General features: G+C 71.6%; 17 protein-coding genes and 1 pseudogene. 5 read left to right on the forward strand and 13 right to left on the reverse strand.

Annotation, left to right across the window (positions count from 1 at the left end):
- The 7 genes and pseudogenes from ACXJKF_RS11495 to ACXJKF_RS11525 form a co-directional block, all read right to left on the reverse strand.
- Positions 1–369 (reverse strand): annotated as a pseudogene (locus ACXJKF_RS11495) (hypothetical protein); the annotation flags it as partial.
- A 188-nt stretch (positions 370–557) separates the two neighbouring features.
- Positions 558–1043, reverse strand: a complete 486-nt coding sequence (locus ACXJKF_RS11500; protein ID WP_456787850.1) for a flavin reductase family protein — start codon at positions 1041–1043, stop codon at positions 558–560.
- Positions 1040–1477 carry a DUF6113 family protein gene (locus ACXJKF_RS11505; protein WP_456787851.1) on the reverse strand — a complete coding sequence of 146 codons (438 nt, stop codon included), beginning with the start codon at positions 1475–1477 and terminating at the stop codon, positions 1040–1042. The genes ACXJKF_RS11500 and ACXJKF_RS11505 overlap by 4 nt, the downstream gene beginning before the upstream one ends.
- A gap of 5 nt (positions 1478–1482) precedes the next feature.
- Positions 1483–2439: an N-acetyl-1-D-myo-inositol-2-amino-2-deoxy-alpha-D-glucopyranoside deacetylase gene (gene mshB / locus ACXJKF_RS11510; protein ID WP_456787852.1), complete on the reverse strand. Its 957-nt coding sequence runs from the start codon at positions 2437–2439 to the stop codon at positions 1483–1485.
- A gap of 1 nt (position 2440) precedes the next feature.
- A complete protein-coding gene (gene typA / locus ACXJKF_RS11515) occupies positions 2441–4381 on the reverse strand; it encodes a translational GTPase TypA (protein WP_456787853.1) in 1941 nt (646 codons plus the stop codon).
- 106 nt (positions 4382–4487) lie between these two features.
- On the reverse strand, positions 4488–6293 hold the full coding sequence (locus tag ACXJKF_RS11520; RefSeq protein WP_456787854.1) for an ABC transporter substrate-binding protein: 1806 nt from the start codon (positions 6291–6293) through the stop codon (positions 4488–4490).
- Between the two features lie 194 nt (positions 6294–6487).
- Positions 6488–8326, reverse strand: coding sequence for an ABC transporter ATP-binding protein (locus tag ACXJKF_RS11525; RefSeq protein WP_456787855.1), 1839 nt, complete (start codon positions 8324–8326; stop codon positions 6488–6490).
- Positions 8327–8400: 74 nt separating this feature from the next.
- Here ACXJKF_RS11525 and ACXJKF_RS11530 point away from each other — a divergent pair, with 74 nt between their 5' ends.
- Entirely contained in the window at positions 8401–9000 is a 600-nt protein-coding gene (locus tag ACXJKF_RS11530) for a PH domain-containing protein (RefSeq protein ID WP_456787856.1), read from the forward strand.
- 23 nt (positions 9001–9023) lie between these two features.
- Here ACXJKF_RS11530 and ACXJKF_RS11535 read toward each other — a convergent pair whose 3' ends face one another.
- The 3 genes from ACXJKF_RS11535 to ACXJKF_RS11545 form a co-directional block, all read right to left on the reverse strand.
- The gene (locus ACXJKF_RS11535) at positions 9024–10118 is read right to left on the reverse strand and encodes an ABC transporter permease (RefSeq protein ID WP_456787857.1); all 1095 of its coding nucleotides are present in this window, start codon (positions 10116–10118) and stop codon (positions 9024–9026) included.
- Positions 10115–11635: an ABC transporter permease gene (locus ACXJKF_RS11540; RefSeq protein WP_456787858.1), complete on the reverse strand. Its 1521-nt coding sequence runs from the start codon at positions 11633–11635 to the stop codon at positions 10115–10117. Before ACXJKF_RS11540 ends, ACXJKF_RS11535 begins: the two co-directional genes overlap by 4 nt.
- A 189-nt stretch (positions 11636–11824) precedes the next feature.
- The gene (locus ACXJKF_RS11545) at positions 11825–13663 is read right to left on the reverse strand and encodes an ABC transporter family substrate-binding protein (protein ID WP_456787859.1); all 1839 of its coding nucleotides are present in this window, start codon (positions 13661–13663) and stop codon (positions 11825–11827) included.
- Between the two features lie 356 nt (positions 13664–14019).
- Between ACXJKF_RS11545 and ACXJKF_RS11550 the strand changes: the two genes are divergently transcribed.
- Positions 14020–14484, forward strand: a complete 465-nt coding sequence (locus ACXJKF_RS11550) for a nitroreductase/quinone reductase family protein (protein ID WP_456787860.1) — start codon at positions 14020–14022, stop codon at positions 14482–14484.
- Entirely contained in the window at positions 14481–15029 is a 549-nt protein-coding gene (locus ACXJKF_RS11555; protein ID WP_456787861.1) for a GNAT family N-acetyltransferase, read from the forward strand. The genes ACXJKF_RS11550 and ACXJKF_RS11555 overlap by 4 nt, the downstream gene beginning before the upstream one ends.
- Here ACXJKF_RS11555 and ACXJKF_RS11560 read toward each other — a convergent pair.
- Positions 15020–15502: a CGNR zinc finger domain-containing protein gene (locus ACXJKF_RS11560; RefSeq protein WP_456787862.1), complete on the reverse strand. Its 483-nt coding sequence runs from the start codon at positions 15500–15502 to the stop codon at positions 15020–15022. The genes ACXJKF_RS11555 and ACXJKF_RS11560 overlap by 10 nt on opposite strands.
- 105 nt (positions 15503–15607) lie before the next feature.
- On the opposite strand from ACXJKF_RS11560, the gene ACXJKF_RS11565 reads away from it, so the two are divergent.
- Positions 15608–16276 (forward strand): hemerythrin domain-containing protein, encoded by a 669-nt coding sequence (locus ACXJKF_RS11565; RefSeq protein ID WP_456787863.1) that lies wholly within the window; start codon positions 15608–15610, stop codon positions 16274–16276.
- On the opposite strand, the gene ACXJKF_RS11570 is transcribed toward ACXJKF_RS11565, so the two are convergent.
- Together ACXJKF_RS11570 and ACXJKF_RS11575 are read right to left on the reverse strand one after the other, a co-directional pair.
- Positions 16267–16995: a class I SAM-dependent methyltransferase gene (locus ACXJKF_RS11570; RefSeq protein WP_456787864.1), complete on the reverse strand. Its 729-nt coding sequence runs from the start codon at positions 16993–16995 to the stop codon at positions 16267–16269. The two genes, ACXJKF_RS11565 and ACXJKF_RS11570, sit on opposite strands and share 10 nt — an antisense overlap.
- A gap of 42 nt (positions 16996–17037) precedes the next feature.
- Complete coding sequence (locus tag ACXJKF_RS11575; RefSeq protein WP_456787865.1) at positions 17038–17694, reverse strand: LuxR C-terminal-related transcriptional regulator; 657 nt, start codon at positions 17692–17694, stop codon at positions 17038–17040.
- Between the two features lie 92 nt (positions 17695–17786).
- Here ACXJKF_RS11575 and ACXJKF_RS11580 point away from each other — a divergent pair, with 92 nt between their 5' ends.
- The gene (locus ACXJKF_RS11580) at positions 17787–18065 is read left to right on the forward strand and encodes a GlsB/YeaQ/YmgE family stress response membrane protein (protein WP_456787866.1); all 279 of its coding nucleotides are present in this window, start codon (positions 17787–17789) and stop codon (positions 18063–18065) included.
- The last annotated feature ends 1 nt before the right edge of the window (position 18066 follow it).

Genomic DNA, 18066 nt, shown 5'->3' on the forward strand with positions numbered 1-18066 from the left:
GGACACGTCGGCGTCGACCGACTCGTCGGCAGGTTCGTCCTCGACCTCCGGCTCGGCGGCGGGCTCCGCGCGATCGCCCGGGATCGCGTCGTCGTCGGTGGGAGGACCATCGACGGTCGCCTCGTCGGCGCCAGCCTCGTCGGCAGCAGGCTCGGCGGGAGCGGCCTCGTCAGGAGCGGGCTCGGTCGGCTCGTCGCCACCCTGCTGCTCGTCCGTCGGCGCCTCGGGCTCGGCGACGGGCTCCGTGCCCCCGCCCCACACGGGCCAGACCGGGTCCGACGACGGACTGCTGCTCTGTGCAGGAACCGTGCCGTCGGGCCCGTCCGTGCTGCGCTGTCCGGGCTCGTCGCGCTCGGTGCCGTTAGTCATCCGCTCCCCCGCTGCTCCACACACGCACAACGCGTCCGCGCGAGTCTACGTGCCTGGGCGAACCGAATTGTCGACGCCGACGCACGGGTAGGCGTTCTCACCCGACGCGGCACGTGACGGCGCGTGGACCGCTCATGACGGGGCTCCGCGAACGGCGGCCGTGGGCGCCGGAGAGGGGTGGAGCCGGGTCAGCGGACGCGGTGCAGACGTCCGCGCAGGTGCACGAGCCCGCCCGCACCGGCCGCCCCCTGCTGCGCGACCAGGACGGAGCCGACGACGACGTCGTGGTCCCCGGCGCGGTGCACGGAGTCGGTCCGGCAGTCGAACCACGCCGCGGCACCGTCGACCCACACCGCGTCCGAGACGGGTGCCGGTCGGTGCGGGACGCGGGCGAGCTGGTCGACGGCAGGGCGGCCCGGCGAGGCCAGCCAGTCGGCGGTCGGTCCCTGGTCGTCGGCCAGGACGCTCACGGACCAGGTGTCCACCTCGTCGAGCGCGTCGCGGAACCGGGCGTCGGTGTGCACGCAGAACAGGAGCATCGGCGGTTCGAGGGAGACGGACGTGATCGCGCTGGCGGTCATGGCGTGCAGGGTGCCGCGCCACCGCAGGGTGATGACGGCGACCCCGGCCGGGAGGCGTGCGACGGCGGAGCGGAAGGTGTCCGGGTCGCTCACGGAGCGGGGTCCACGGCGTCGGGCCCGGCGGTCGGCGTGCGCGGTGCGTGCGAAGAGGTCGGTGTGCGCGGTGACCGCGGGGTGTCGTCGAACAGGCCGCGCGGCAGGACGGCGGCGACGGCGGTCACGGCGATCGAGCCGAGCACCCACACCCACCCGATCGCCTGCCCGTCGGGCGCGAGGACGTCGCCGCCCGGGCCCTGCTGGGTGAGCAGCTGGACGGTGACGAGCAGCCCGACGGCGTAGCCCGCGAGCGCGACGAACCCGGTCCAGGCGCGGACGGTGACCGCGGCGACGAACGCGAGGGTCAGGCAGATGACGACCCCCCACGGCGGGATGCTGCGGTGCAGCACGGTGCCGAGGGCGCCGACGACGACCCCGAGCAGGAGGGCCGCGACGGCCGAGCCGATCGCACCGGCGGAGAGGCGTTGCACGCGCGTCACGTTACCGGGCGGACGCCGACGGGCCAGACGATCTCGGCGGCCGAGCCGCCCGTCGCCCGCCGGTAGGTCTCCGTGGGCAGGACCGGCGCCAGGACGCGGTTGCTGAGCGCGTAGCAGGCGACGAGGCCACGGTCGTCGTCGACGGCGCGGATCGCCTGCACCTGGGTGGCGTGCGCGCGCAGAGCGTCCAGGACGCGGTCGCGCACGGGCAGGACGTCGACCTCGACCTCGATCTCGTCGTCGGGGACGGCGACGGACGGCAGCTCCGCGGCGGGGTCCGGCAGCTCGAGGTCGTCGTGCAGGGACCCGAGCGCGGCGAGAACCGCCTCCTCGCGCAGCGCCCGCAGGCCGCGCTGCAGTGCGAGGCGCCCCTGCACGGACCACAGCACCACGGGCACGGCGAACGCGGGGGACGTCTCGTCGGGCCGCGAGCCGGCGAAGTCGACCGCCCACTGCGTCACCTCGTGGGTGCGGACGTGATCGGGGTGGCCGTAGCCGCCGCCGGGCTCGTACGTGACGACCACGTCGGGGCGACGGGACCGGATCACTCGGGCGAGCCGCTCGGCGGCCTCCTCGAGACCGACGCCGACGAACGCGCCGTCGGGGACCTCGTCGGGAAGCCCGGCGCGACCGGTGCCCACCCACGCCATGCCGGAGTCCTCGAACCGCTGGTCGGTCCCGCCGGGGATCAGGTCGAGATACCCGCGGTCCCGCACGCCGAGGGCGGCGAGCGCGCGGCCCAGCTCGTGGTCGCGGTGCTCGGCGAGCGCCGGCCCGTCCCCCTCGAGGTGGGCCAGGCGCTCGCCGATGACCTCGCCGCGCTCACCGCGCGTGCAGGTCACGACCGTGACAGGACGACCGGCGGCTGCCCAGGTGGCGAGCAGCGCGCCGGTCGCGAGCGACTCGTCGTCGGGGTGCGCGTGCACCGCGACGAGGCCGCCAGACGAGCTCAACTCAGGCGCGCTTGGAACGGGCGGTGATGCGCGCACGCTCGGTCTGGTCGAGGACGACCTTGCGGATGCGCACGACGGTCGGCGTCACCTCGACGCACTCGTCCTCGCGGGCGAACTCGAGGGACTCCTCGAGCGTGAGGTTGCGCGGGGGGATGAGGTTCTCGAAGTTGTCGGCCGTCGCGGACCGCATGTTCGTGAGCTTCTTCTCCTTGGTGATGTTCACGTCCATGTCCTCGTTGCGCGAGTTCTCACCGACGATCTGGCCCTCGTAGACCTCCTGCGTCGGCTGGACGAAGAACGAGCCGCGCTCCTGCAGGTTGATCATCGCGAACGGCGTGACGGGGCCCGAACGGTCGGCGACGAGCGAACCGTTGATGCGGGTCTCGATCGGGCCGGCCCACGGCTCGTAGCCCTCGGAGATCGAGGACGCGATGCCCGTGCCGCGCGTGTCCGTGAGGAACCGCGTGCGGAAGCCGATGAGGCCACGCGCCGGGACCAGGAACTCCATGCGGACCCAGCCGGTGCCGTGGTTCGACATGGTCTCCATGCGGCCCTTGCGCTGCGCGAGCAGCTGCGTCACGGCGCCGAGGTACTCCTCGGGGACGTCGATGGTCATCCGCTCGACGGGCTCGTGCGTCTTGCCGTCGACCTTCTTGGTGACCACCTGCGGCTTGCCGACGGTCAGCTCGAAGCCCTCGCGGCGCATCTGCTCCACCAGGATGGCCAGCGCGAGCTCTCCGCGGCCCTGGACCTCCCAGGCGTCGGGGCGCTCGGTGGGCAGGACGCGGAGCGAGACGTTGCCGACGAGCTCCTTGTCCAGACGGTCCTTGACCTGGCGGGCCGTGACCTTGTGGCCCTTGCCGCCGCGGCCGGCCAGCGGGGACGTGTTGATCCCGATGGTCATGGAGATCGCGGGGTCGTCGACCGTGATGAGCGGCAGCGGACGCGGGTCGTCGGGGTCCGTGAGGGTCTCGCCGATGGTGATGTTCTCGATGCCGGCGACGGCGACGATGTCACCGGGGCCCGCCGAGTCGGTGCTGACGCGCTCGAGCGCCTTGGTCTCCAGCAGCTCGGTGATCTTCACGTTCTGCATGGTGCCGTCGGCCTTGGCCCACGCGACGGTCTGACCCTTGCGGATGGTGCCGTTGAAGACGCGCAGCAGCGCCAGGCGGCCGAGGAACGGCGACGCGTCGAGGTTGGTGACGTGCGCCTGCAGCGGCGCGCCCTCGGTGTAGGTGGGCGCGGGGATCCGCTCGAGGATGGTCTTGAACAGCGGCTCGAGGTTCTCCGCGTCCGGCAGGCCACCGTCGGCGGGCTGGTTCAGCGACGCGCGACCGGCCTTGGCGGCGGCGAACACGACGGGCACGTCGAGGATCGCGTCGAGGTCCAGGTCCGGGACGTCCTCGTGCAGGTCGGACGCCAGGCCCAGCAGCAGGTCGGTCGCCTCGTGCACGACGTCGGTGATCCGTGCGTCGGGACGGTCGGTCTTGTTCACGACGAGGATCACGGGCAGCTTGGCGACGAGCGCCTTGCGCAGCACGAAGCGCGTCTGGGGCAGCGGGCCCTCGGATGCGTCCACCAGCAGGACGACACCGTCGACCATGGACAGGCCGCGCTCGACCTCGCCGCCGAAGTCGGCGTGACCGGGGGTGTCGATGACGTTGATGGTGATGCCGCCGGGCTCGCCGATCTCCGCCGCCGCGGGACCCGTGTACCGGATCGCCGTGTTCTTGGCGAGGATCGTGATGCCCTTCTCGCGCTCCAGGTCACCCGAGTCCATCGCGCGCTCGTCGACGTGGGCGTGGGAGCCGAAGGATCCGGACTGCCACAGCATGGCGTCGACCAGCGTCGTCTTGCCGTGGTCGACGTGAGCGACGATGGCGACGTTGCGCAGGTCGTTGCGCACGCTCGTGCCTGTCGGCGCAGACGTGGGCTCAGACATGGGGGAACTCATCTCAGAAGGTGGGGAGCGCGCCGGGTCGCCGGTCGCGCCGATCGATTCTACCCGCAGACCCGTACCGAGGCGTCAGAAGGTGACCAGACCCACGTCAGCCGGTGCGCGCCCAGGCCCACCAGTCGGTCAGGTCCGCCCGACCGAGCGCCAGCGGCTCCACGTCGGGAGCCGCCGGGGTGGCCCCCGCCGTCGGTGCGGCCGACCCGCGCGTGGCGACGACGACGGGCTGCCGCACGAGCGAGAGCACCGCACCGCCGGCGTCGAGACTCTCCGCGACACCCGCCAGCCGGTCCTCGAACGCGTCCGGGTCGAGCGTCTGCGCGAGCGTCCCCGCGGCGGCGTCCGTCGCCGGGTCCGACCAGCCGGTGACGTTCGTCGCGCCCCCGGTCCGCCACCGCGACAGCACCGAGTCGACGGGCAGGTCCGACTGCGGCACTGGCACCAGTGCCGCGTCCCACGCGTCGGGCGCGCCCACGAGGTCCGGGCCGAGGCCGTCGACCGGGGTGTACGGCTCGACCTCGAACCCGACGTCGGACGCCGACTCAGTGATGAGCGCGAGCATCGCGGCACGCAACGGGTCCGTGGTGTTGACCAGCACGTGCACGGTCACCGGCTCCGTGACGTTTGCGTCGTCCAGCAGCCGCCGAGCCCCCGCGATGTCCGCCGGGCCGCTCGGTGCCACGTCACCCCCGGCGTCCGGCCCCACGGTCGGCAGCAGCGCCGTCGCGACGACCGCCTCCGGCCACAGCGGCGCGACGACCGTCGAGACGAGGGCGTCCCGGGGCACCGTCAGCAGGAACGCCTGGCGGACCGCCGCCGCGACCGCGGCGTCCCCGCCGTACGTGGCGGGGTCGAAGGCACCGGTCCCCGCCGCCTGGACCTGCAGCTGGAGCGTGCTGTCGCCGCCGGTGCGCACGTCGGCGCCGGTCACCTCGCCGAGCGCGTCGAGCACGTCCCTCGTGTCCGTCGGGGCCACCACGTCGACCGTTCCGGCAGCGAGCGCCTCGACCTGCGCCAGCGGCTCCAGGTCGCTGCGCACCACCACGCGGTCGTAGCTCGCGGCGCCGTCGCCCTGGTACTCGTCGTTGCGGACCAGCTCGACGCGCTCGCCCGGCACGATGACGTCCACCGCGTACGGACCCGTCGAGACCGCCTGGTCGACGTGCTGCGCGAGGGAGTCGGCGTCGAAGTCCGTCCGCCAGGCCGCGGAGATCGAGCTCAGTGCCGCCTTGTCCTCCCCGACGATCGCCGCCGAGACCGCGGCCGCGGCCTCCGTCGGGTCCTCGACCCCCAGCGCCACCTGTCCGACCACGTGCGCGGGGACGTTGACGTCGAGGGCCACCTGCCAGTCCGGCACGGGGGACGCGTAGACCAGGGTCAGCGTGGCTCCGGCCACGGTCGGCACCTGCTGCGCCTGCACGAGGGCCGGCGACGCCGCCGCGAACGCCACCCCGGCGTCGAGCTCGTCGTCGTTGGTGATCCCGCCCTGCGCGTCGAGCTCAGGGGTCACGTCGTCGAGCTGGCCGCTGCGCGCCGCCCACTCGAGCAGCAGGTCGGCGGGCGTCACCGGCGTCCCGTCGGACCAGGTGGCCGACGGGTCGATCGTGTACGTGACCGTCAGGGGCGCGTCGCTGACCTTCTCGACGGTGCCGAAGCCCTCGTCGAGCACCGCCGTGCCGTCCTCGTCGAGCGAGACGAACCCGGCCTGCACCAGCGACCGGACCAGCGTGCTGCCGGGTGCCCGGCCCTCGGGGGTGCCCGCGTTCAGCGACGTGAACGGCATCCCCACCGTCACGACCACCGTGCCCGTCCGGTCCGGCTGGGGCGCCTCCTGCGTGCAGCCGCCGACCGCCACGAGCGCGACCAGCGCGACGACCCCGAACCGTGAACCCTTGAGCACCGCACGCCTCCCGCAGACCGACACCGTCGAGGCGGACCACCGCACCCCGTCACCGAGGTATCGGTCGTTTCCACCCGAAGGTCAACCATGCCGGACACATCCGCCGGAACCGGCAGAAGAGAGGCGGACGCGCCGCGAGCGCCGTCCCCCGGGGGGACGGCGCTCGCTGTGCTTGTTCGGCGTGGCCGCGGCGATCAGAACCCGCGGCCGGTCATCCGCTCGTTGTCGACGTCGGTGATGTCGTGCGCGTCGATCTTCTCGGCGTCCTGGGCGTGGAGCAGCTCGTCGCGCTCGAGCTCGTCGCGCTGCGCCTCGAGGAGCGCGTCGCGCGCCTCCCGACGGGCCTGCTGCGCGGCGGGGTCCGGCACCGGCACGGCCGCGAGCAGGCGCTGCGTGTACGGGTCCTGCGGGTGGTTGACCACCTGCGAGGTCTCCCCCACCTCGACCAGCTTGCCGTTGTGCATGACCGCGATGCGGTCAGCGAGCATCTCCACGACGGCGAGGTCGTGGCTGATGAACAGGCAGGCGAAGCCGTGCTCGCGCTGCAGGTCCTGGAACAGGGCGAGCACCGTCGCCTGCACCGAGACGTCGAGCGCGGACGTCGGCTCGTCGGCCACCAGCAGGGCCGGCTCCAGCGCCAGCGACCGCGCGATGCCGACGCGCTGGCGCTGACCGCCGGACAGCTCGTGCGGGTACCGGTTGCGCATGGCGCGCGGCAGCTGGACCTGGTCCAGCAGCGTCTCGACCGCCTTCGACATCGCGGTGCCCTTGAGCCCGCGGTGCAGCAGGAGCGGCTCGGCGATGGACTCGCCGATGGGCAGGCGCGGGTTGAGCGAGGAGCCCGGGTCCTGGAAGACGATGCCGACCTTGGTCCGCAGCGGCTTGAGGTCCTTGTTCGAGGCGCCGACCATGTCCTGGCCGACGATCTTCAACGACCCGGACGTCACCGGCAGCAGCCCGACGACCGCGCGGCCGATCGTGGTCTTGCCCGACCCGGACTCGCCGACCAGCCCGACGACCTCACCGGCGCGGATGGTCAGGTCCACCCCGTCGACCGCGCGGAACGCGGGCGTGCGACGGCGGCCCGGGTACTCGATGACCATCTGCTCGGCCTCGAGGACGACCACACGCTCGTCGACGACCACGGGGGCGTCGACCGGGCTGGTCGTGGTGCCCGACCGCTCCGCCGCCAGCGCCTCGCCGCTGCGGCCGAGGTGCGGCACCGCGTCGAGCAGCTTGATCGTGTACGGGTGCTGCGGTGCGGCGAACAGCTGGCGAGCGTCACCCTGCTCGACGACCTTGCCGTCCTTCATCACGATCATCGTGTCCGCCATGTCGGCGACGACGCCCATGTCGTGGGTGATCAGCACGATGCCCGAGTCGATGCGCGAGCGCAGGTCGCGCATGAGCTTGAGGATCTCGGCCTGCACGGTGACGTCGAGGGCCGTGGTCGGCTCGTCCGCGATGAGCAGCTTCGGGTCGCACGCCAGCGCCTGCGCGATCATCGCGCGCTGCCGCTGCCCACCGGACAGCTGGTGCGGGTAGGCGTCGATGCGGGTCTCGGGGTTGGGGATCTCGACCAGGCGGAGCAGCTCGAGCGCCCGGGCGCGCGCGTCCGCCGGACCCATCTCGAAGTGCGTGCGCAGCGTCTCGACGATCTGGAAGCCGATGGTGAAGACCGGGTTCAGCGCGGTCATCGGCTCCTGGAAGATCATCGCGATCTCCTTGCCGCGGATCCGGCGCAGCTTGTGCGCCGGCATCCCGATGAGCTCGCGGTCCCCGATCACAGCCGACCCGCGGGCGCGGCCGTTCGGCGGGAGCAGCCCCATGAGGGCCATCGACGACTGCGTCTTGCCGGAGCCGGACTCGCCGACGATCGCGAGCACCTCGCCCGGACGGACGTCGTAGCTGATGCCCTCCGCAGCCGGGTACCAGGTGCCGTCCACGTAGAAGTCGACGCCGAGGTCCCGCACCTGCAGAACGGGCGTGCGGGTGTCGGTGGGCGGCGGGGCGTCCGAGATGTCGATGGCCATCAGGTTCCTTCCTGCGCACGGTGGGCACGTCCGGTCAGGACGGCCACCACCTGCGGTTCTGCGAGCATGGGCATGTGCGTCCCACTCTGGAGTTCTCGTCGAGGTACGGCCGTGCGCTGACGGTCGCCGCGGGCGTCGTCGGCCTCGTCGCCGTGGTTGCGGTGGCCCTGCAGGACGGCCTCGGAGAGGTGGTCCGGGCGCTGCCCCTGGCCGGCGCGATCGTGCTCGCCGTGTGGGCGCTGTTCTGGCGTCCGGTGGTCGTGGTGAGCGACGGCGGGGTGCTGGTCCGCAACCCGCTGCGCAGCACGCACGTCCCCTGGCCCACCTACCGCGGGCTGACCGTGCAGTGGTCCCTGGTCCTGCACACCACCGACGGCGACGTGACCGCCTGGGCGGCACCCCGGTCGAGCGGCACGGCTGCCCGGATGCATCGCTCGGCGGAGGACGTCGTCGTGGCTCCCACGAAGGACGCCCGGCTGCCCGGCACCGCCGAGGACGTCGCGGCGGCGATCGGCGACCGCCACCGCGCGCTGGCCGACGCCGGCTTCCTGCGCGACGCGGAACAGGCCCGCACCGCCGGGGGCATCCGCCCGGAGCGCCACTGGCACGTCGCGACGATCGCGGCGCTCGTGTTGCTGACCGCTGCGGCGGCGGCCGTGCTGGCCACCGCCTGAGCGGTCCGCTGGGCTGCGCACGGTCACAGCCCGTACCCACCCGTGGGGTTGTTGGTGTGGCCGAGGGACTGCGGGAGGGGCGAGAGCCCGGCCCGCGCCGTCGAGGCGTCCTGGGCCATCGCCTTGGCCATCCTGCGCTCGGACGGGATCCGCTTCTGGCGGGGGTCGAACGCGTCCCGGAGGCCGTCACCGATGAAGTTCACGCTGAGCGCGATGATCACGATGAAGATGCCGGGCCACCAGAAGAGCCAGGGACGGGTGGAGAAGGCCTGCTGGTACTGCTGGATCATCTGGCCCAGCGAGATCGTCGGCGGGTTGATGCCGAACCCGAGGTAGGACAGCGCAGTCTCGAGCAGGATCGCCGAGCTCATCAGCAGCGTGGTGCTGACGATGATCGTCCCGATCGCGTTGGGCAGGATGTGCTTGAAGATGATCCGCCCGCTGCTGGCACCGGCCACCCGCGCGGCATCGACGAACTCCCGCTCCCGCAGGGCCAGGAACTCGCCGCGCACGAGCCGGGACAGCGTGGTCCACAGGATGAGCCCGAGCGAGATCGCGAAGACGGGGGCACTGATCTGGCCCGAGAGCTTGCCGATCACGGCCCCGATGACGATCGTCGGCACGGTGATCACGAGGTCGGTGAACCGCATCAGGACCGTGTCGCGACCGCCGCGGTAGTAGCCGGCGATGGCGCCGACGAGCACGCCGATCACGCCCGCCACGATGCCGATCACGAACATGACCATGAGCGAGGTCTGCACGCCGTGCATGACCCGGGCGAAGATGTCGCGGCCCAGCTCGTCCTGACCGAACGGGTGGTCGCCCCACACCGGCGGGATCACCGACAGCGTCGGCGCCCCGCCCGGGTTCGACATCGGGTTCCCGGTCTCGTACCCGGTCCACATCCACCAGCCGGGGATGGGCCCGATGCCCACGGAGGTGATCGCCAGCAGGATGGTGCCGCCCAGGACCGCCAGGCCGACGAGCGCACCCTTGTGCCGGAAGAACCGGCGGCGGACGATCTGCCCCTGGGAGAGCCCCACGACGTCCTGGAGCTCGATCGCGTTCTCGACGGTGTCGCCCGACGACGGGGTCTCGGGGTGCGTGGAGGTGCTCATGCGTCCAACCGGATTCTCGGGTCGATCGACGCGTAGACGATGTCCGCGACGATGTTGGCGATGATGGCGAGCGTGGCCGTGATCAGCAGGTAGCCCATGACGGGCTCGATCTCGGCGTCACCGAGGGAGCGCACGAACAGCTGGCCCATGCCGGGCCGCGCGAACACCGCCTCGGTGATGACCGCTCCACCGATGAGCGTGATGATGTCGATCGGCACGATGGTCGCGAGCGGGATGAGGGTGTTGCGGAACCCGTGCCGGACCACGACGGCGCGCTCCGGCAGGCCCTTGGCCCGTGCGGTGCGGATGTAGTCCTGGCTCATCACCTCGAGCATGCTCGAGCGCGAGTACCGCGTGTACGCGGCGAACGCGATGAGCACGAGCGTCGCGGTGGGCAGCAGAAGGTGCGTGAACGAGTCCAGCACGCCGACCCAGTAGTTGCCGCCCAGTCCCGGGGTGCGGTCACCGAACGTCGGGATGGGCCGCCCGCTCAGCGCGCGGAAGTACGGCGGCCAGACCTGCATGACCTGGTCGATGAAGATCAGCCCACCGGTGATGAACGCGACCGCGGCGCCCGTGCGAGCGGAGATGCCCCAGTCCGGCCCGCCGTAGAGCCGGCCGATCAGGAACCCGACGGCCATGGCGATCAGGCCGAGCAGGAAGATGATCCAGTTGTTCGGCTCGATCGAGTCGAAGACGACCTGCATCGGCAGGTACAGCGCGAGACCGACCCCGACCGTCGTCAGCCCGGTCCACATGGCGCGCCGGTTGTGCACGCCCGCGAAGACCGCAGCGATCGCGACCGCGGAGCCGCCCGCGAGGATCAGCAGCAGGATCGGGCCGATCTGCGGACGCTCCCACCAGCCGGAGAGCTGGAGGTAGGCGAACATCGCGAACGTCGCGGCGAAGGCGACCCCGAAGACCTGCCAGCGGCGTGCGGCACGCCCGCCGACGGCGAGCGACCAGAACAGTCCCGCGATCAGGGCGATGCCCGCGATCACCGACCAGGAGATCACCGGGTCCTTGAGGAAGTCGTTGAAGCCGATCGCGGCCCACTGCTTGAGCAGGACGGCGACCCAGAACGAGGGCAGCGAGTACAGCAGGAACGACAGGAAGATGATCCCGTAGTCGAAGCCGCTGTACTGGCGCAGGGCGCTGACGATGCCGACGGTGACACCGATGACGAGGGACAGCACCGTCGCGGCGGTGACGAGCTGCAGCGTCGAGCCGATGGCGTGCGCGAGGAGGTCCTTGACCGGCTGCATCGAGCGCCATGCGATGCCGAAGTCGCCGGTGACCACGTTGCCCAGCCACTGGAAGAACCGGACCACGACGTTGGTGTCCAGGTTCAACAGCTCGATGCGGGCGGCGATGAGCTGCGCCTTGTTCGGCGCGGTGCTCTCCTGCAGGTCCTGGAGCGGATTGATCGCTGCGCTGACCAGGAGGAACATCAGGAACAGAGCCACGAAGAGCGTGGCCAGACCCGCCAGGATGCGGCGGAGGAGGAAGTTCAGCACGGGTGGGCTACCTCGCTGGGATCGGGCACCACTGGTCGGGGGGATCGTATCCCCGAGGCGACCGCGGGCCGGGGTCGAACGACCACAGGCACGTCACCGGGGCGCCGGGAATGGTGGTGCCGGCGCCCCGGTGACGTCTGACCGGGAGGTTCCTCCGCCGGGCTCGGAGCCCAGCGGAGGAACCGTGGATCACTCGGACGCAGCGGCGCCCGGCGTCCACTCCCAGAAGCCGTAGAAGATCGTCGGCGCGATCGTCAGCTTCGAGACGTTGCCGATCTTCTCCGGGTTCCAGGCGGTGACGCCCGGGAACTGGAAGATCGTCACGCTGAACGCGTCGTCGACGATCAGCGTCTCGATCTCGGCCAGGATGCGCTCCTGGTCCTCCGGCTCCGTGGCGGTCTGGAGCTCGTCGAACAACGCGTCAACCTCCGGGTTGGAGTACCCGTAGTAGTTGTTCGTCGCCGCCGTGCGGTACGTCGCGTCCGAGGCCGTGACGGCCGTGGACGTCGACTGCCAGCCGAAGAGGGCCGCGTCGTAGAAACTCGTCGCGTTCGAGAGGTCCGTGCCCCAGTCCGTCTGGACCTGGTAGGGCTGGACGTCGAAGCCGGCCTGGGCGGCCGACGCCTTGATGAGCTCGTACTCGTTCTGCCGGCGCGTGTTGGCCGGGTCGAAGAGCAGACGGACCGTCACGGCCGGCACGCCGGCCTCGGCGAGCAGAGCGGTGGCGCCGGGGATGTCCGTCGCGTACGTCTCGGCCTGGCCGTTCGCCTCGACGATGGGGTCGTACATCGGCGAGCCGGGAACCTGCGTGTACGAGTTGCGGATCTCCGCCTCGGGGTCGAGCGGCTTGATCAGGTTCTCGAGGATCTGCTCACGCGGGATGGTCTTGAGGAACGCCTGGCGAACCTTCTTGGCCTTCTCCGCGTCGCCACCGTAGGTCGCCGGGTCGAACGGGCCACCGTTGGTGAACTGCAGGTCGACGTGCTCGTACGTGCCCTCGGGCCCGCTCGAGACCTCGATGCCGTCCATGGCCTCGACGGCGGTCTTGAAGTCCGCCGTGGCCTGCGGGTTGATGAGGTCGACCTCACCGTTCTGCAGCGCCTGCGCCTGGCCCATCGGGTCGCCGTTCCAGCGGACCGTGACCTTGTTGAAGACGGCCTTGTTGTCGCCCTCGAAGTTCTCGTTGGCGGTCAGGGTGATGAACTGGTCCTGCTCGAACTCCGAGATGTTGTACGCGCCACTGGTGACGAGGAGGTCCTCGTCGGACGGCATCGACGCGTAGTTCCAGTCGGTGCTCCAGACCTTGGCGATCTTCGAGAGGTCGTCGACCGTGTTGTCCTGGATGGCGGACACGAGCGCGTCGGTCGCCTCCTCCGCGTCCTCGATGCCGAGGGCGCGCTGCGCGACGATGTGCGCCGGCAGGTTCTGGTCGATGGCCGTCTCCCAGTCCGCGAACGGCTTGGTGTAGGTCAGCGTGATCGAGTTGCCGTCGATCTCCGGCGTCTCCTCGATGAGAGCGACGGACGGGTCGGCGGCGTCGAAGTAGACACCGGCGTCCAGGGCGTCCTGGTTCGAGATGTTGCCCTCTTCGTCGTACTCGGCCTCGACGTTGTTGAACTTGCCGCTCTGCGCGGCCCACTCCAGGAGGAGGTCGGCCGGTCCGGCCGGCGTGCCATCGGACCACTTCGCGGTGTCGGCGTACGTGTACTTGACCTGCAGCGGGTCGTCGGAGATCTTCTCGTAGCTGCCGAACGAGGTGTTCTGGACGAGGCTCAGGTCGGGGTCGTAGTAGTTGAACTCCGAGTTGAGCATGTACAGGATGATGTTGTTCGCCGTCGCGTTGCCGGTGATGCTCGTGCCGTTGGCCGAGTAGAACGGCTGGTTCCAGGCGATGTTGATCGCCGTCTCGGTGTTGATGCCAGCGTCGTCGGTCTCGTCGTCACTGCTACCGGTACCGGAGCAGGCCGCGAGGGCGAGCACGCTCGTCGCGGCGACCGCAGCGAACGCGGCCTTGCGTGTGATCCTCAATTTTCCTCCCGAGAAGGGTGGTGGGCTCTGAGGTGCTGGGCGACCAGCACGCGGTCCAGAGGTCCGCCGGGGTGTGGCGACACGGTAGTCAAGGGAATAGTGGACAAAACGGACAGTTCACAGAGCGCAACCCGATTGTTACGCGATTGATACTGAGCGGTACGTCTCACCATCTGGAACCCGTCGCCCGGCGCACCCGATGCCTTCCCGCTGCCTTGCGTGCGGCGCGCCTGCGACAGCACCATCAGACACCATCCGGGGAACTCCTGCTATAGCAACGCCGCGGACAAGCGGACATACCGCCCCACCTGCGGTTTTCTCCGACGACGCCGGTCCGCGTCGGCGACACTGGCCCGATGGGCTTCACCGCAATCGTCCGCCGGGTCGGACGCACCCGTGGCTTCGCCCGGATCGGCCGGGCGACCTCCCGGATCGACCGCTGGCTGCACCGCGCGAGCCGCGGCCGGCTCAGCGTCCTGGGCAGGCCGACGCTCCCCCACCTCGTCCTCACGACGACCGGCCGGACCTCCGGTGAGCCACGCGAGGCCGTCCTGCTGTACGCGGTCGACGGCGACGGCTGGGTGCTCATCGGGTCCAACTGGGGGCAGGAGCGCCACCCGGCGTGGTCGGGGAACCTCCTCGCGGACCCGCACGCCAGCGTCACCATCGCGGGCCGCACCACCCCGGTCGTCGCGACGCTCGCCGACGCGGACGAACGCGCCCGTCTGCTCGGCGCGCTGCTCGCCGTGTGGCCCGCGTACGCGGACTACGCCGACCGCACCGACCGCGAGCTGCGGGTGTTCCGGCTGGCCCCCGCATGAGCACGGCGCTCGTCCTGCCGACCCTCGACGGGGACGCGGTCCGCCTGCGCGCCTTCTCCCCCGCCGACCTCCCGCTCGTCCGCGAGGCGACGGTCGACCCGCTGATCCCTCTCATCTCGTCCGTGCCGGCGCACGGCGACGACGACGCGTGCCTCTCCTTCATCGCGCGGCAGGGCGACCGCCTCGCGGCCGGCACCGGCTACGCGTTCGCGGTCGCGGAGCGGTCGACCGACATCGCCGTCGGGCACGTCTACGTCGGGCTGCGTGACGTCGACCTCGGCCGCGCGGCCGTGGGGTACTGGATCGCCCGCTCGCGACGCGGTCGCGGGCTCGCCGGGGACGCCCTGCGCACGGTGGCGCGGTGGGCGGTCACCGTGCGCGGCGTCGACCGGCTCGAGCTCTACGTCGAGCCCTGGAACGTGGCCTCCGCGCGCACCGCGACGAGCGCGGGCTTCGTGCGCGAGGGGCTCCTGCGGTCGTGGCAGAAGGTCGGCGACGAGCGCCGGGACATGGACATGTACTCGCTCCTGCGGCCTCAGGCCTGACGGGCCCGGCGCCGGTACGCGCGGGCCTTCATCACGTCGCCGCACTCGTTCATCGAGCACCAGCGGCCGGACCGGTTGCGTGAGCTGTCGTAGTAGACCCACTGGCAGTCGGGGTTCGCGCACGCCTTGAGGCGCGGCCACTCCCCCGCCGCGTGGGCGCCGTGCACGTCGGCGAGCAGCCCGGTGACCCCGTCGTCGGGACCGGCGGCCCTGAGCGTCGCCGCCCCGCCCCCGAACGCGACCACCAGCGGGCGGGCGGCCGCGAGCACGTCGAGCTCGGCGGCGTCGCCGGACTCGAGATACCGACGCAGGACGTCGCGGAACGTCACGAGGCCGTCGGGCCCACCCGCCAGGCGGTCGACGCCGTGGAAGCGGTCGTCGGTGTTGAGGAGCGCGCGGACACGCTCGAGCGCTCCCGGCGCGACGCCCGGCTCGCTCCCGAGCTCGACCCACCGCAGCAGCTGGTCCGGCACAGCACCTCCCTTGACGTCGTCAGCGCCTCGCCACCATAGTCATCACCAGCGTACTGGTTTTACTGGTGACGCACCGGAGTCCCGACCACGAGAGCGAGCCGCACGATGACCACCACCACGAGCACCGAGACGCTCGGCTGCGACACCTCCGACATGCTCACCATCCACGCGCTGTTCCGCCGCGCGTTCACCGACGCCCCGGTCCTGGTCCGCGGGGTCGCCGACGGAGACACCGCCCGGATGCTGCCCGTCGCCGACCACGTCCGGGAGGTGGCCGCGGCCCTGCACCACCACCACGAGGGCGAGGACCTGCTGCTCTGGGACACCCTCGAGCAGCGCGCGCCCGCCTGCGCGCTGCACGTCGGCCTGATGCGCTCCCAGCACGCCGCCACGGCCGAGCAGCTGGAGCGTCTCGGCGGCCTCATGGACGCGTGGGAGGAGCACGCCGGCGCCGACGAGCGCGACGCCGTCGCCGCGCTGCTCGACGAGGTGCGGGACACCCTCCTGGCGCACCTCGGCCAGGAGGAGACGCAGATCCTCCCGACGGCGTCGACGGTGATGTCGCAGCGGGAGTGGAGCCTGCTGCACGAGCACGGCATGGCCTCGATCCCGAAGGAGCGGATGCTCCTGCAGCTCGGCTGGATCCTCGAGGTCGTGCCCGCCGACGAGCGCGCCGGCTGGCTGCGCACCAACCTGCCGGTGCCGGCCCGCGTGCTGTGGCGGCTGGTCGGCCGGCGGCAGTTCGCCGCGCACCGCGCGCGGGTCTACGGCTGACGGCGGGCGACGAACACCAGCTCCTTGCCCGGACGGTCCGGTGCCTCGCGCACGTCGACCACGTCGAAGCCCGCCGCCTCCAGGGTCCGCCCGACGGTGGCCCGGTCTCGGAACCGCAGCGTCGAGTCCGAGGTCAGCACCGCCCCGTCCGACCCGAACACCCACGTCGCGCGGAACGTCACCAGGTCACCGGCGACCTCCGTCACGTCGACCCACGTCTCGACCGACCCGACCCCGTCGACCTCCGTGACCTGGTGCGTCGCCTCGCGCGTCCACTCCCGCCACGCCTCGCGCTCCGGACGACGCGTCTCGAGCACCAGGTGACCGCCCTCGACCAGGGCGGCGTGCAGGGCGTCGAGCGTCGCCACCCACTCCTCGTCGGCGACGAACACCTGCGCGACGTTCCCGGTCATCGTCGCGACGTCGACCCGCACGTCCCCCAGGCTCGTCGCGTCACCGTGCACCCACCGGACCGCGTCCGACCCGGGCTTGCCCCGCGCCGCGTCGAGCGACGCCTCCGCGGGGTCCACGCCGACCACGTCGATCCCCCGCGCCGCCAGCAGGAGCGCGAACGTCCCCGTCCCGCAGCCGACGTCCAGGACGCTGCGGGCCCCGAGCTCGTCGACGATCGCCGCGTACACGTCGAGGTCGCCGCGGTCCGGGTCGAGCGGGTCGTAGAGCTGTGCGAGGCGCGGGACCTCGAATCCGTCGTCTGCCATGCGCGGGACGCTAGGTCCGACGCGGGCACGCCGTCTCCGTCTTTACGGTCCCCCGCGCCAGTGGTCGATGCGCCGGTGGTCCGGGACGAACCCGTGGTCCACGCCCCACAGGACCGCCTTCGTGCGGCTCTCCACCCCGATCTTGCGGTAGACCGAGCGGATGTAGGACTTCACCGTGTTCGGGCTGAGGTAGGTGTGCGCGGCCACCTCGGCGTTGCTCAGGCCCTGCGTGATCAGGGCGAGGATCTCCGACTCACGGTCCGTCAGACCCTCGTCGCGCCCCGGCCAGTCCAGGCCGTTGGCCGGGCGTGCGCGGCCGGGGACCTCGCTGACGACGACCTCGCCGGCGTGGACGGCCTCGAGGGCCGCGACGAGCTCACGCGCCGGCAGCGCCTTGGACAGGTACCCGCGCACGCCCTGCTCGCGGGCTGCGGCGACGAGGTCGGGATGGAAGTTCCACGTGAAGACCACCACCCGGCGAGCGCGGGGGTTGCGCAGCAGGACGCCGATCTCCTGCTGGTCGGACTCGGGCTGCGCGAACGCGTCGTAGAGCACGATGTCGACGGTGTCGCTGAGCGGGCTGTTGGTGTCCATCTCGGCCACCACGACGCGGTCCCCGTACTGGTCGAGGATCTTCGCGACGCCCATCACCACGACGTCGTAGTCGTCGACCAGGGCGACGGTGATGGGTGCAGGCATGCTGCGACCGTAGACCCCCCTAGGGGTGTACTGCACCCGCCCTAGGGGTGGTGTTCTGGGAGTGACACAACCGTTCGCAGAGAGGCACCACCATGCTGGGACTCATCGTCACCATCATCATCGTCGGGCTCGTCGCCGGGCTGCTCGCGCGCCTGATCGTGCCGGGCAAGCAGGACCTGTCGATCGCCATGACGATCGTCATCGGGATCATCGGCTCGTTCGTCGGCGGCTTCCTCGGCTACCTGTTCTTCCGCGACGACGCCTCCGACGGCTTCCTCCAGCCGTCCGGGATCATCGGGTCGATCATCGGCGCGATCATCGTGCTGCTGATCTGGATCCGCGTCGGCGGTCGCCGCTCCGTCACCCGCTGAC

This window comes from Cellulomonas sp. P5_C5, assembly GCF_054049655.1.

Excerpts from the sequence above, each read along its gene's own strand:
- ACXJKF_RS11550 (WP_456787860.1), top strand. The coding sequence starts at position 14,020 with ATGGGCTTCACCGCAATCGTCCGCCGGGTCGGACGCACCCGTGGCTTC.
- typA (WP_456787853.1), bottom strand. The coding sequence starts at position 4,381 with ATGTCTGAGCCCACGTCTGCGCCGACAGGCACGAGCGTGCGCAACGAC.
- ACXJKF_RS11580 (WP_456787866.1), top strand. The coding sequence starts at position 17,787 with ATGCTGGGACTCATCGTCACCATCATCATCGTCGGGCTCGTCGCCGGG.
- ACXJKF_RS11565 (WP_456787863.1), top strand. The coding sequence starts at position 15,608 with ATGACCACCACCACGAGCACCGAGACGCTCGGCTGCGACACCTCCGAC.
- ACXJKF_RS11555 (WP_456787861.1), top strand. The coding sequence starts at position 14,481 with ATGAGCACGGCGCTCGTCCTGCCGACCCTCGACGGGGACGCGGTCCGC.
- ACXJKF_RS11525 (WP_456787855.1), bottom strand. The coding sequence starts at position 8,326 with ATGGCCATCGACATCTCGGACGCCCCGCCGCCCACCGACACCCGCACG.
- ACXJKF_RS11575 (WP_456787865.1), bottom strand. The coding sequence starts at position 17,694 with ATGCCTGCACCCATCACCGTCGCCCTGGTCGACGACTACGACGTCGTG.
- ACXJKF_RS11570 (WP_456787864.1), bottom strand. The coding sequence starts at position 16,995 with ATGGCAGACGACGGATTCGAGGTCCCGCGCCTCGCACAGCTCTACGAC.
- ACXJKF_RS11535 (WP_456787857.1), bottom strand. The coding sequence starts at position 10,118 with ATGAGCACCTCCACGCACCCCGAGACCCCGTCGTCGGGCGACACCGTC.